Genomic DNA, 12,627 nt, shown 5'->3' on the forward strand with positions numbered 1-12,627 from the left:
CCCCCGAATCATGCGCCTCGCCTTGCTGCTGCTGAGTTTTATTTTGCCTGTTACCGGCTGGGCCGGCTGGCTGTGGGACTCTGGCGAGCAGGCGTTGCCGAAGGTTCAGGTCAGCGAACCGTTTGTTGAATGGCGCAGTGGCCCGGCGGTGGGCTACCCGGTGTTCCACACCAGTGAGCAAGGGGAATGGTTGCAACTGCTTCAACGGAAAACCGGTTGGATCAAGGTTCGCGACGAACGGGGCCGGGAAGGCTGGATTTCGGTGGCTGCGATTGCCCAGACCCGGGATGCCACGGGCGAGTTGGTGCAGCTGTCGGTGCCCAGCTTCGAGGAATTTCGCAATCGTCGCTGGGAAGCCGGACTGATGATGGGCGAGTTCCAGGGTGCCGCAGTCACCTCGGCCTACGGCGGTTACGGGATGACCCGGAACCTGTCCGCTGAACTCTGGGCATCGCAGGTGCTGGGTAGCGCCTCGGAACTGCGTCTGGTTAACGCCAATCTGGTGCACCAGCCATTCCCACACTGGCGGGTATCGCCGTTTTTTACCCTTGGTATTGGCCATATCTGGGTTGACCCGAAGGTGACCCTGGCCGAACCGGAGGAACGGGATAACACGGTTGGCCATGCTGGCCTCGGCGTCCGGGCATACATCACCGATCGATACTTTATTCGGGCGGAAGTGAAGGACTACAAGATCTTCACCACGCGCTCGACCAACGAAGAAGCGACAGAATGGAAAATCGGACTAAGCATCTTTTTCTGAACGGACTGTGTCTGTCCGCCGCCCTGCTGATGCCGGTAGGCGCGATGGCAGCCGACGACGACCGTCCATTGATTGAGTCGGACGTAACACCGGTGCCGGTGGATGAGTCCCTGATCGATACCGAGAATTTCGAGGTGGGTGCCTTTGTGGGTTTCCTCACCATCGAAGATTTCGAAAGCTCTGTGGTGTATGGCGGCAAGCTTACTTATCACCTCAGCGAATCGTTCTTCTTCGAAGCCGGAGTAGGATTTGCCGAAGCCGGCGAAACCAGTTTCGAAAAACTGGCCGGTAATGTGGAAGTTCTGACCGAAGACGAGCGGGACTACACCTATTACAACATCAACCTGGGCTACAACGTGTTGCCCGGTGAAGCGTTCCTGACCGAGAACTACGCCTTTAACACCAACTTCTATTTAATTGCCGGGGCCGGCGCGACGGATTTCGCGGGTGACACGCGCTTCACCGTAAATGCCGGTGCGGGCTACCAGGTACTGCTGACGGACAGCGTTGCCGTGCACCTTGGTGTTCGCCAGCACTTTTACCGGATAGATGTCCTGGGCAGCGAGAAAACGTCCATTAACACCGAGGTCAGTTCCGGCCTGTCGGTCTTTTTCTAACAACAACTCAATAACAACGGGAGTCACTTGTTATGACCAGATTATTGCCCTTGCTGATGGTTGGTATGGCGTTCACCGGGCTGGCGATGATGGCCCAGGCCGAGGCCATCAACGTGCCGGCGCCGGACTTTACCCTGGAGAGCCGGTCCGGTGAAAACCTGCGCCTGGAAGACTACCGCGGCGAAGTGGTGATGCTGAATTTCTGGGCCTCCTGGTGTGGCCCCTGTCGTCAGGAGATGCCGCTGATGGACGAGCTCTACAGCCAGTACAAGGATCTTGGCTTTACCATCCTGGCGGTCAATGTCGATGAGAACCGGGACGAAGCTTTGCGGTTTCTGGATGCCGTGCCGGTGGATTACCCGATTCTCTATGACCCCGAGAGCCGGGTCAGTGAGCTGTACGAAGTCCAGGCCATGCCTACTACGGTCATGATAGACCGCAATGGCAATGCCCGATTCGTGCATTACGGTTATCAGCCGGGCTACGAGGACGACTACGAACAGCAGATTCGGGAATTGGTGCGCGAGTGAGCTGGGGCAGGATTAACCGGGGAAGGTTGGACGTTATGCGTGGTGTATCTCTGACGATGCTCCTGGGTTTGGTGCTGGTGCTGATGTCCACCGCGGGCTGCAGCGACATCAAACCCTGGGTGAAACCGTATGAGCGCGACAAGCTGGCGGACCCGGTGATGAGTCTGAGCCGGCATGGCAAGGCCGACGTCTATATGCACCACGTTTACCAGGCCCGGGAATCGGCGCGTGGCTCTGAGGGCGGTTCTGGAGGTGGTTGTGGCTGTAACTGAGGCGCGCCGAATCCACTATGGCCTGGCGCTGCTGCTGGCCCTGTTACTGGCCTTGGCGGCGCCGCTGGTTTCGGCCGCGACCCTGCCCGAGGACAACGTCGATATGCTTTACCATCGCTACGACGGTGGTGGCATGGTGATCGACGGACCGTCCGTTTTAGTGCGGAAGAATGCCGGGCCCCAGGTGTCGTTTACCGGCCAGTACTACGTGGACTCGGTGTCCGCCGCGTCGGTGGATGTGTTGGCTACTGCCAGCCCCTACACGGAAGAGCGGGATGAGTATTCACTGGGCGTGGACTACCTGCATGAAGACGCCATCCTCAGCCTGGGCTACACCAACAGCTCGGAAAACGACTACGAAGCCAACACTGTCTACTTCTCCGTCAGTCAGGAATTCTTCGGTGGCATGTCCACCGTAACCATGGGCTATGCCAATGGCTGGGACGACGTGGGCCGGGTTGGCAACGACAACTTCAGTGAAGAAGCCGACCGACGGAATTACCAGCTTGGTTTGAGCCAGGTCCTGACCCGAAACAGCCTGCTGGGAATCGATCTGGAAGTGGTGTCCGATGAAGGCTTTCTTCAGAACCCCTACCGCCAGAACCGGTATCGCGACCCGAATGATTCAACGTCGTTCCTGTATCAGCCGGAGCGGTACCCGGAGACCCGAACCAGCACCTCGGTGGCGACCCGGGCCCTGTACTACCTGCCATACCGGGCCTCAATTCGCGGCGAGTATCGTTATTTTACGGACAGCTGGGGTATCGATGCCCATACCGTTGAACTGGCCTATGTGCATGCCCTGAACAATCGCTGGACCCTGGAAGGTTCGGTCCGTTATTACACCCAGGAAGCGGCTGACTTCTACAGCGATCTGTACGAGTTCGAGAACTCCCAAACTCACTTGGCCCGGGACAAGGAACTGAGCACGTTGTCGGGCACCACCCTGGGTACCGGTGCAGTCTATGAGTGGAAGCAGACCTCGCTGCCCGGCATCAAACGGCTTCAGTTCAGCCTGTTGTTGGATTGGCTGAACTTCGAATACGACGATTTCCGGGACGTGACCGCCAAGGGCGATTTCTTGCCCGGGGAAGAACCGCTTTATTCGTTTGACGCGCTGGTTACGCGCGCGTCCTTGATTCTTGAATACTGAGTTGGCAGGAACACTGATCATGGTGAAACCACTTAAGTCCCTCATTTTTGCTCTGGCAACCGGCTGCGCTGTTTTGATTTCCGGCCCGGCGCTGGCTCAGTCCGGTGACAATGCCGACGACAAGTCCGTTGCCCAGAGTGTCGAATCCTTGAAGAAGCAGGTCATTCGCCTGAATCGGGATCTGTTCATTCTGGAAGAGGACCTGTTGTTCCCCGCCAGTACCCAGTTTGCGGTGTTCGTGAGTGTCGACACCGGCCAGTTCCTGAAACTGGACGCGGTGAAACTCAAGGTCGATGGGGAAGTGGTGGCCTCGTACCTCTACACCGAGCGCCAGGTTCAGGCCCTAGAGCGGGGTGGCATGCAGCGTCTGTACGTGGGCAACCTGAAGACCGGAAACCACGAAGTGACAGCGTTTGTCGAGGGCATCGGGCCAGACAATCGCGCCTACAAACAAGCAGCCACCCTCGATTTCGAAAAGGGCACCGGCACGGCAGCACTGGAAATCCGGGTGCAGGACCGCTCCTCCGACTACCAACCCACCGTGTCGATAGTGGCGTGGGATTAGCGGCGTGGGATTGAGCTGGGGAGTGAACTGAATCGTGGCATTGAAAGCGGGCATCTTAGCCAGAAAACGTTCGACCTGGATCGCGGTCAGCTGCCTGTGGCTGATGGCGAGCGCGCCGGGGTGGGCGAATGAGCCTGCGCCGGAACGGGTCCAGGATCTCCGTTATGGCTGGGTGCTCTACAACTACCACCAGGGCCAGGCCTTCGATGCGCTGACCCAGCTGTCGGTTGCCAGTGTGCAAGGCGGTATTCAGGGCCATGGCGCCCATCCCGCCCTGGTTGAAGGCGGCCTGTTGCTGTCTTATGGCATGACCCGTGAGGCTGGTGAACTGTTTACCAGGCTGTTGGGTGACGATGGCAAGGGCAGTGCGCTGTCGCCTGAGGTTCGCAACCAGGCCTGGTTCTATCTTGGCAAGGTGCTGTATCTGGAGGGCGATTACCAGCTCGCGGAAGCCAATCTGAACCGGGTCGACGGTGCAACACTGGAAACCAGCGAGCCTGAACTCTACCAGGAGTGGCTCTATCTGCAGGCCCGTCTGGCAGGGCAGCTGGCCAGTCAGCCAGACCCGGACGCCATTGGCCAGTTTCGGGATCAGCTCGACCCAAATGCCATTTGGGCGCATTACCTTACTTATAACGCCGCCATGGCGGAGCTTGCCGATGGCAATGGTGAAGCAGCGATTGCCACTCTGGCGGAGCTGATCCGGCAGATGGAAGCCGAAGCCGGCGATAGCCCTGCAGATAACGCGGAGCAGCAGGCGCTGGTGGAAAAAAGCCGACTGTCCCTGGCGCGAATTTACCTGGCGAACGGTCGCTTTGATCAGGCTTTCAGAACGCTGGAATTGCTCTCGGCGGAGGGGCCTTTTTCCGACCGGGCGCTGTTCGAGTATGCCGTTGCGGCAGCCGGGCAGGGTGAGATGGATCGGGCGTTGAACGCGATTAACGTGTTGTCCTCGCGGCAATTGTTCAGCCCCTGGTTGCAACAGGTGCCCTACGCCCGCGGCTATCTGCTGGAGCAGATGAATCGACCGGCAGAGGCGCTGGCAGCCTTCCAAGAAGCCGCTGATCGATATGCACGACTGGAGGCGGAACTGGTTACGGCCCGGACCGCGCTCAACGAAGACTCGTTGATGGCCCGGTTGGAGTTCCAGCAGGACGGCGACGGAAAGATGACCGATGCCTACGGGCGGCTGAAGGTCATACCCAGTGATTTTGGTTTATCTGAAATCCTGGCAACGGAGTCGTTTCAGCAAGCCCTCAGCGAGTTGCACGATCTCTATCGCATGCAGGCTTTCCTGGATGACTGGCAGCAGCAACTGGCGTCCTTTGAGCTGATGCTGGAGACCCGCCAGTTGCAACGCACGGCCCGGATTAAAGCCACCCGGCAGGCACTGGCCGAGCAAGAGGCCGATCAGTGGGCGGCGGAACATCAGGAGTACCGGCAGCAGATTACCGAGGCATTGGCGCGGGAAGACTACCAATTCTTCATGACCGCCGAACAAAAAGAACTGAAAACCAGGCTTGAGCGCGTTGCCGAGTCCCTGGCGGCCTTGCCCGACGACGAACGCACCCAGCGTCAGCGCGCCCAGTATCGGCGGATGCAGGCCCATTTCGACTGGATGATCGTGGATGACTACGGCGTGAATCGCTGGGCCGCGCAAAGACAGCTTCGTGAGCTGGACACGGCGATGGCGGAATTCCGGTCGCAACGTCAGACCATCGAGACGTTGATGGCTGACGACAAACAGCATCAGCGGCTGAGCGATCGCTTGGCAGCGAGGGAAACGGAGCTGACAAGCCTGCGCCAAGAGTTGGAACTTGCCTTGTCGGAGGCCCGGGGCCGGTTGATGGCCGGGGTGGATCAGGCCTTGCTGGAGCAGCGTAAACAAATGCGTAGCTATCGGGTGGCTTCTCGTCATGCCCAGGCCCGCCTGGCCGACCGCCTGTATCAGCTCCAAAGCAGACAGGGGGCGGGCGATGAATAGAGTCTCCAGGCTTATGCCCCGGCGTGGATTGGCCGTCTTGCCCTTGGCGGTAGCGCTGGCCGGCTGTCAAAGCCTGACATGGCCGATGGGGGGCGGCGATGGAACAACGCCGGAAATGCGAGCGGGGACCATTGGCGCCGTCGCTGCGACGTCCGACCCGCAAGCAGGGCAACCTTCTGCGCCCGTACGCCTGGAGTCCGCGTCGGCAAGTGCTGAGCCGGTGTCTCTGGAAACCGTCATGGCCAGCTATAGATCGCTGCTTCCCTTGGTAGAGGACCCGCGCAAACAGGTGACCATTCGCCATCGGTTGGCAGACCTGGAATTCACCCGTGCCGAGCGGAAAATGGCGGACACTGCGCAGGACGAGCTGGATGACGCCATTGAGGCGTATCAGGCCCTGCTCCGCGAATACCCGGATCGGGCTGGCAATGACCAGATCTACTATCAGCTATCCCGCGCCTGGGAGCTGCGGGGCATGACGTCTCAGCAATTGTCTGCGCTCAATACCCTGGTTGAGCGCTACCCGGACTCCTCCTACTGGACCGAAGCCCAGTTCCGGCGGGCCGACCTGCTGTTCATCAATGGCCGTTACGACGAGGCCGAGCAGGCGTTCCATCAGGTGGCCCAGACCAGCCAGCAACAGCAGACCGATCCCTCGTTCCTGGTTAACGCCTATTACATGCGTGGCTGGAGCCAGTTCAAACAGGGCCAGTATCGGCTTGCTCTGACCAGCTACATCGAGGTGCTGGACCGGGTCCTGCCGGAAGGCCAGCCGGTACAGGACATTGATCAACGCAACAAAACCCTGATTGAAGACCTGTTCCGGGTGTTCGGACTGTCCCTGTCTTATCTCGAGGGCGCTGAAACCCTGCAGGCTCTGTTCAGGCAGACCGGCAGTCGGCCCTATGAAATCCTGATTTACGACCGCTACAGCAGCTTGCTACTGGAGCGGGAACAGTACTCTGACGCCATCGACGTCTACGAGGCCTTCATTGAAGACCATCCCGGTAGTCGCTGGGCGCCTCGTTATCACATGAACATCATTGCCACGCTCGAATTGGCCGGCTTTGAACGCACACTGCCCGAGCGCAAGGCCGAATTCGTCGCCAACTACGGCCTGTACAGCAGCTACTGGCGCAATGCTGAACCGGACACGCTGGTCTACATCCGGGAACAGCTGGAGCAGCTATTGCCCGAGCTGGCGGATCGCCACTATCTGCTCGCGGGTAAAGCGGAATCGGAAACCAGCGCGCGCGACAATTACTACCGGGCGGCTGAGTATTACGCGGAATTTGCTGCAACTTTCCCAAGCCATCCAAGAACGCCCGAACGTCTGTTCCTGCTCGGTGAAACCTACCTGGAACTGGAAGACTGGGCCTCGGCCATCGAGGCGTTCGAGCGCGTCGCGTACGATTTCCCCTATGAGGGACAGCCGCCGGCACGGGCCGCTGAAGCGGGTTACGCCTCGGTTCTGGCCTACCGGGAATATGCTCGGGCCTGGCAGGCCGAGTCGGCGAGCGAGCAGCAGAGTTATGAGGATATGCAACAGCTGAATCGCTTGCGGTTTGCCAATGCTTTTCCAGCTGATTCACGGGCTCCGGACGTGTTCTTCATGGCATTGCAACGAGAGTTTGATCAGCAGAACTGGGAAGACTCGGTGGCCATGTCCAGTCGTCTGGCGGCCTGGCAACCGGCACCCAGAAAAGAGCTGATCACCGAGGCGCTGTTGCTGTCCGGACACAGTCTGTTTGAGCTTGAGCGTTATGCCAAAGCGGAGCAGGCCTATCGCGATGCGCTAGTGGCCATGGCCGAGACCGACGAGCGCCGCGACGGCGTGCGTGAAAATCTTGCGGCAACCGTGTTCCGGCAGGCCGAGCAACTGGCAGCAGCGGGCAACGTGGACGCAGCGGTGAGCGAGTACCTCCGAGTGGGAGCAGCCGTGCCGGAATCCGCGTTGCGGGCCAATGCCGAATACGACGCGGCGTCCTTGTTGGTTACCGCCGCACGCTGGGATGAAGCAATCTCGGTACTGACGGCTTTCCGGGCCGAATTCCCTGACCATGAGCTGATCGACACGGTACCCCCAAAACTGGCATTGGCTTATCGGGAGACCGGACAGTGGGAACAGGCCGGCGATGAGCTCAGACGCATGGTCGCGCTGGCATCGACACCGGAAGAGCAGCGGCAGAACCTGCAGATTGCCGCAGAGCTGTACGACCAGGCGGGTAACACCGGCAAGGCTATCGATACCTGGCGACAGTACGCCAACGCCTATCCGGAACCGGCGGATGCCTACATGGAGGCTTCTAACCGCCTGGCCGAGCTTTACCAGGCCGAGGGGGACATTACTCGTCGGGATTTCTGGCTGCGTCGGCAGATGGCGTTTGTTGATGACAATCCGGAATCCAGCGACGACCGCATGCGTTGGCTGGCGGCATCGGCGTCGGCCACGCTGGCGCGGGAAGCCTTGGAACGTTACGACGCCATCAGCCTGACCCTGCCGCTTAATGAAAGCATGGTGGCTAAAACGAATGCGCTGGAGGAAGCGGTCAACGCGTATCAGAAAACTGCCAGTTACGGACTGTCCGCGTTTTCAACCGAGGCGGGCTATCAGATCGCCCACATATACGGACGCCTGGGGGCTGATCTGATGGCATCGGAGCGGCCGCCCGGTTTGAGTGAGTTGGAGCTGGCCCAATACGAGTTGCTGCTGGAAGAGCAGGCGTATCCGTTTGAGGATAACGCCATCGATATCCATGAGCAGAACATTCGGCGCGCCCGCGAGGGCATCTACGACGAATGGGTGCAGCGGAGCTATGAAGCGCTGAAGCGCCTGCTGCCGGGCCGTTACAACAAGCAGGAAATCACTGCCGGGGTGGTCAATGAGCTGGGATAAAACAATCGCTGTGGCAATGTTGCTGGTGGTCCTGTCTGGCTGCGCCCTGAGCCCGGGACAGGATGACGCCTTGGCATCACCGGAGGCCGAGGGCCAGCGGGCAGAAGCGCAGTTGGCTGAGGACTTCCAGGCTGCGGTCGCCCTGAAACAGGCGGGTGAGTTGGAGGCCGCCAGGGACCGGTTCGGGCAACTGGCCGAGCAATACCCAGCCCGCACCGGCCCCCTCGCGAACCTGGGTATTCTCGCTTATGAGGCTGGCGACACCGAACAGGCCAGCGCCCATTTCGACGCCGTGCTTGCTCTGGATGACAGCCACCCCGTTGCGCTCAACCACCTGGGGGTGATTGCCCGTGAGGCTGGTGAATTCGAGGCCGCCGAAGCGTATTACCGGCGAGCGCTGGACGCCGATCCGAACCATCTGCCGGCCATGCTCAACCTGGCTTTCCTGCTGGATATCTATCTGGGACGTCCGGGTGATGCCCTGGGGCTGTATGAGCAATACCAAAGCCAGGCCACGGATCCTAATCCGAGGCTGGAAGACTGGATTTTCGATGCAAAAAACCGACTGTAACTTCGTCCTTAAATCTGACGCCACGACCAGAGTGAGTGACCTATGCGACTGCCCGTTCGTCTGATTGCCGCTGTTGCTGCGGTGTTGGTGCCGGTTACGGTACTGGCCCAGGATTCTGGCATTGTGACCATTGAGGGAACGCGCATCCGGGGTGACCAGGAAGTCCCCACCGTGATGTATCTGGTGCCCTGGCAACCACCGGAAGTGGAAGAGTTGCGTGCGCCCGATGAGCGCCTGATGGTGGACCAGGCGTTTGCGCCGATCGAGCGCTACGAGTTTCAGCGCCTCATTCGGTATCACCAGGCGTTCAGCGACCAGCAGGGCAATGAGCAAGGCAATGACATTGATCCCTGAAACCTGAATCGAGAATTTGTGTGATCCGCATCACAGATTTTCTGTGGCTGACCGCAAGCAAACACAAACCGCAACAAAGTCTTTCGCGAACTTACGGCTTCTGCAGAAGCCACCTATTACACTGATCCAAAACCCGCACCATGGAGCGCCCAGATAATGATTGATACCGCCGTTCGCTTTTTCCAGGAAGGTGGCTTTTTTATGTATCCGATAGCCGTAGTGCTGATCGTCGGACTCATTGTAGCCATCGAGCGATACGTATACCTGTCAGCCCAGAAGCTGACCAACCGACGCGACTTCAATCGCCTGCACCAGATGATCGCCAAGCGTGATCTCAAAGGAGCGCTCAATTTTTCCCAGGAATCTGGCAGCGCCATGTCGACCATGATTGGTTTTGGGCTGCAGCGTCTGGCTCGTCGCCAAGGTCGGGAAGAGATCGAGTACGCGATGGAAGAGGGCTTGCTGGACGTAATGCCGCGTCTGGAGAAACGCACCCAATATCTGGCAACTCTTGCCAACATTGCCACGCTGCTGGGCCTGCTGGGCACCATCATCGGCCTGATTTCCGCGTTCACCGCGGTGGCAGCGGCCGATCCGGCGCAAAAGGCCAGTCTGTTGTCCCAGAGTATCTCTGTGGCCATGAACACCACGGCGTTCGGCCTGATGTCGGCCATTCCCATGCTGCTGATTCACTCGCTGCTTCAGACCAAGACCAACGAAATCGTCGACAGCTTTGAGATGGCGGGCATCAAGGTGCTTAACCTCCTGAGCGATGGTTCAGGACAGCGTGCTCCGGCACAGCCGCAGGGTGCGCCCGCGGCAGCACACAATTCTGCACCGGCAGGATCGGTGGCCTGATAACCAGTAAAAAGGACATCAGGCCATGAGACGCAAGCATCGCAGGCTACAGAGTGAGGCGGATCTCGACATCACCCCGTTCATGAATCTCATGATCGTGCTGGTGCCGGTTCTGCTGCTGAATATGGTGTTCGCCCATACCAGCGTGCTCGAGCTCAATTTCCCGACCGGAGACAGTGTGTCGTCGGAGCGGAAGGAAGAACTACAGATTCAGGTGGTGATTTACGATAACCGCCTGGTGGTTGCCGACAACCAGGGCGGGGTGATCAAAAATATCCCGGAGCACGAAGGCAACTACGATTTCGGGCTGCTGAAAGACGTCATGAAAGAACTGAAGAGCCGGGTCCCGGACAAGAAGGACGTCATCATCATGCCCTCCCGGAAAACCTCGTATCAGACCCTGGTGTCGGTGATGGACACAGTCAGGTCTTACGAAGCAGTGGTGGCTGGAAGCGTGGTCGAAGCCGAGCTGTTCCCGGATATCTCTCTGGGTGACGCGCCGGTGCAGGCCGAGCAGGCTGGCACGGTCAAGGGTGGCGAGGTGAGCTCATGAAAGAATCCGCAAAAGCGAGAAGGCTCAAACGTCATTACCGGCGCAATAAGAACCAGGGCAAGATGAATCTGGTGTCGCTGATGGACATCTTTACCATCCTAGTGTTCTTTCTGATGGTGAACTCGTCCTCCGACGTGCAGGTCCTGAACCAGGACAGCACCATCAAACTGCCGGATTCCACCGCTGAGCAACGTCCGGATGATGTCTTGGCGCTCACCGTGACCGACAGCGATATCCTGGTGAACGGTCGGGTAGTGCTCGATCGTGCCCGTTTCCAGGCCTTTGACGGCCAGGTGGAGCCGGCGTTGAAGGAAGAACTCAGCTACCAGGCCGGACGTTCCAGCACACCGGCGCCTGAGGCAGGTCGCCCGATAACCATCCTGGCGGATCGGGAACTGCCTTATGAGTTGCTGAAGAAGATCATGTCCACTTGTGTGGATGCCGGTTACGCGGCCATTTCCCTGGCGGTGAACCAGCGCACAGAGCAGGGGGCCTGATCATGATGGATTATCGGCACGGACTCCCCTGGAACCGCGAGCGTGGCGAGCGGAAACGCCTGCTGACGGTGGCGTCGGTGGTGCTTCCGCTGTTTCTCGCCTTTGGCGGGTACGTCACCTGGATCGAGTTGCCGGAGCAGGATCGCAAGGAAAAAGAGGCGCTGCCGCCGCAACTGGCGAAGCTCATCATCGACAAAAAAGAACCGCCGAAACCGGCAATGCCTGAACCGGAACCAGAGCCCGAGCCGGAAAAACCAGAGCCGGAGGAAAAGCCGGTGGAGGTGGCCGAGCCTGAACCGGTTCCCGAACCGCCGGCAGCGGCTCCGGAACCTGAGCCTGAGCCTGAACCTGAATTGGCCGAAAAGCCTGAACCTGAGCCCAAGCCTCAGGAGGTTGAGAAGGCCCGTGAGAAAGCACGGAATACTGGCATCCTGGCCATGGGCAACGAACTCTCCAAACTGAGTTCACTGGCGAAGTCGGTGAAACTGGACGCGCCGGTGACCAAAACGGCTGAGCCGATCGCCCGCAAGACCACAGACGCGTTGGCGGCCCGAGCCACGGCGACCAGCAAAAGTGCCGGGGTGGACGAGGGGGCACTGCAGCGGGAAACCCGTCAGGTGGCGCTGGCCGAGCGGCAGCGAGCGGAAGTCAAAGAGGCTGAACGGGTAGCGGCGGCCAAAGTGGCAGCGCGACGCGAGCAGCAACAAGTGGCCTCGAAGACGCGTAGCAAGGAAGAATTGCGGCGCACCATGGATGCCAACAAGTCAGCGATTTACAGCATTTACAATCGGGAGCTACGACGCAAACCCTCGTTGCAGGGCAGTATCACGCCGGAATTGGTGATCGAGGAGAGTGGCCGTGTTTCCAGCTGCTCGGTGGTGGAATCGACTCTCAATGCACCGGCGCTCGAGAACAAAATCTGTAACCGCCTGCGGTTGGTGGATTTTGGGGCCCGTCCGGGCGTCGACACCACCAAGATCCGCTACCCGATTGAACTGTTGTCCAGCTAAGACC

The 12,627-nt window shown here is 59.4% G+C and carries 14 protein-coding genes; all 14 read left to right on the top strand.

Going from position 1 to position 12,627, the window contains the following annotated elements; translation table 11 throughout:
* The first annotated feature begins 10 nt into the window (after window positions 1-10).
* The 14 genes from FGO67_RS09635 to FGO67_RS09700 all read left to right on the top strand — a co-directional run bounded on the left by FGO67_RS09635 (window position 11) and on the right by FGO67_RS09700 (window position 12,623).
* Window positions 11-763: an SH3 domain-containing protein gene (locus FGO67_RS09635; RefSeq protein WP_203300498.1), complete on the top strand. Its 753-nt coding sequence runs from the start codon at window positions 11-13 to the stop codon at window positions 761-763.
* Entirely contained in the window at window positions 733-1,380 is a 648-nt protein-coding gene (locus FGO67_RS09640; protein ID WP_203300499.1) for an outer membrane beta-barrel domain-containing protein, read from the top strand. The genes FGO67_RS09635 and FGO67_RS09640 overlap by 31 nt, the downstream gene beginning before the upstream one ends.
* A gap of 32 nt (window positions 1,381-1,412) precedes the next feature.
* On the top strand, window positions 1,413-1,910 hold the full coding sequence (locus tag FGO67_RS09645; protein WP_203300500.1) for a TlpA family protein disulfide reductase: 498 nt from the start codon (window positions 1,413-1,415) through the stop codon (window positions 1,908-1,910).
* 35 nt (window positions 1,911-1,945) lie between these two features.
* Window positions 1,946-2,182 carry a DUF4266 domain-containing protein gene (locus tag FGO67_RS09650; RefSeq protein ID WP_203300501.1) on the top strand — a complete coding sequence of 79 codons (237 nt, stop codon included), beginning with the start codon at window positions 1,946-1,948 and terminating at the stop codon, window positions 2,180-2,182.
* Window positions 2,169-3,335 (top strand): DUF3570 domain-containing protein, encoded by a 1,167-nt coding sequence (locus FGO67_RS09655; RefSeq protein WP_420844503.1) that lies wholly within the window; start codon window positions 2,169-2,171, stop codon window positions 3,333-3,335. The genes FGO67_RS09650 and FGO67_RS09655 overlap by 14 nt, the downstream gene beginning before the upstream one ends.
* A gap of 19 nt (window positions 3,336-3,354) precedes the next feature.
* A complete protein-coding gene (locus tag FGO67_RS09660) occupies window positions 3,355-3,900 on the top strand; it encodes a hypothetical protein (protein ID WP_052471897.1) in 546 nt (181 codons plus the stop codon).
* Window positions 3,901-3,934: 34 nt separating this feature from the next.
* On the top strand, window positions 3,935-5,884 hold the full coding sequence (locus FGO67_RS09665; RefSeq protein WP_338039551.1) for a tetratricopeptide repeat protein: 1,950 nt from the start codon (window positions 3,935-3,937) through the stop codon (window positions 5,882-5,884).
* Window positions 5,877-8,780 carry a tetratricopeptide repeat protein gene (locus tag FGO67_RS09670; RefSeq protein ID WP_238942321.1) on the top strand — a complete coding sequence of 968 codons (2,904 nt, stop codon included), beginning with the start codon at window positions 5,877-5,879 and terminating at the stop codon, window positions 8,778-8,780. The genes FGO67_RS09665 and FGO67_RS09670 overlap by 8 nt, the downstream gene beginning before the upstream one ends.
* Window positions 8,767-9,351, top strand: a complete 585-nt coding sequence (locus FGO67_RS09675; protein ID WP_203300503.1) for a tetratricopeptide repeat protein — start codon at window positions 8,767-8,769, stop codon at window positions 9,349-9,351. The genes FGO67_RS09670 and FGO67_RS09675 overlap by 14 nt, the downstream gene beginning before the upstream one ends.
* 42 nt (window positions 9,352-9,393) lie before the next feature.
* Window positions 9,394-9,705, top strand: coding sequence for a hypothetical protein (locus tag FGO67_RS09680; protein WP_203300504.1), 312 nt, complete (start codon window positions 9,394-9,396; stop codon window positions 9,703-9,705).
* A 156-nt stretch (window positions 9,706-9,861) separates the two neighbouring features.
* The gene (locus FGO67_RS09685; protein WP_203300505.1) at window positions 9,862-10,563 is read left to right on the top strand and encodes a MotA/TolQ/ExbB proton channel family protein; all 702 of its coding nucleotides are present in this window, start codon (window positions 9,862-9,864) and stop codon (window positions 10,561-10,563) included.
* 25 nt (window positions 10,564-10,588) lie between these two features.
* Complete coding sequence (locus FGO67_RS09690) at window positions 10,589-11,116, top strand: ExbD/TolR family protein (RefSeq protein WP_203300506.1); 528 nt, start codon at window positions 10,589-10,591, stop codon at window positions 11,114-11,116.
* Window positions 11,113-11,613, top strand: a complete 501-nt coding sequence (locus FGO67_RS09695) for an ExbD/TolR family protein (protein WP_203300507.1) — start codon at window positions 11,113-11,115, stop codon at window positions 11,611-11,613. Before FGO67_RS09690 ends, FGO67_RS09695 begins: the two co-directional genes overlap by 4 nt.
* Window positions 11,614-11,615: 2 nt before the next feature.
* A complete protein-coding gene (locus FGO67_RS09700; RefSeq protein ID WP_203300508.1) occupies window positions 11,616-12,623 on the top strand; it encodes an AgmX/PglI C-terminal domain-containing protein in 1,008 nt (335 codons plus the stop codon).
* Window positions 12,624-12,627: the final 4 nt, after the last annotated feature.

The sequence above is a fragment of the Marinobacter sediminum genome (genome assembly GCF_016820575.1).
Classification (GTDB): Bacteria; Pseudomonadota; Gammaproteobacteria; order Pseudomonadales; family Oleiphilaceae; genus Marinobacter; species Marinobacter sediminum.

Coding starts and splice junctions, on each gene's coding strand:
- FGO67_RS09635 (WP_203300498.1), top strand. CDS start 11: ATGCGCCTCGCCTTGCTGCTGCTGAGTTTTATTTTGCCTGTTACCGGC.
- FGO67_RS09640 (WP_203300499.1), top strand. CDS start 733: ATGGAAAATCGGACTAAGCATCTTTTTCTGAACGGACTGTGTCTGTCC.
- FGO67_RS09645 (WP_203300500.1), top strand. CDS start 1,413: ATGACCAGATTATTGCCCTTGCTGATGGTTGGTATGGCGTTCACCGGG.
- FGO67_RS09650 (WP_203300501.1), top strand. CDS start 1,946: ATGCGTGGTGTATCTCTGACGATGCTCCTGGGTTTGGTGCTGGTGCTG.
- FGO67_RS09660 (WP_052471897.1), top strand. CDS start 3,355: ATGGTGAAACCACTTAAGTCCCTCATTTTTGCTCTGGCAACCGGCTGC.
- FGO67_RS09670 (WP_238942321.1), top strand. CDS start 5,877: ATGAATAGAGTCTCCAGGCTTATGCCCCGGCGTGGATTGGCCGTCTTG.
- FGO67_RS09675 (WP_203300503.1), top strand. CDS start 8,767: ATGAGCTGGGATAAAACAATCGCTGTGGCAATGTTGCTGGTGGTCCTG.
- FGO67_RS09680 (WP_203300504.1), top strand. CDS start 9,394: ATGCGACTGCCCGTTCGTCTGATTGCCGCTGTTGCTGCGGTGTTGGTG.
- FGO67_RS09685 (WP_203300505.1), top strand. CDS start 9,862: ATGATTGATACCGCCGTTCGCTTTTTCCAGGAAGGTGGCTTTTTTATG.
- FGO67_RS09690 (WP_203300506.1), top strand. CDS start 10,589: ATGAGACGCAAGCATCGCAGGCTACAGAGTGAGGCGGATCTCGACATC.
- FGO67_RS09695 (WP_203300507.1), top strand. CDS start 11,113: ATGAAAGAATCCGCAAAAGCGAGAAGGCTCAAACGTCATTACCGGCGC.
- FGO67_RS09700 (WP_203300508.1), top strand. CDS start 11,616: ATGATGGATTATCGGCACGGACTCCCCTGGAACCGCGAGCGTGGCGAG.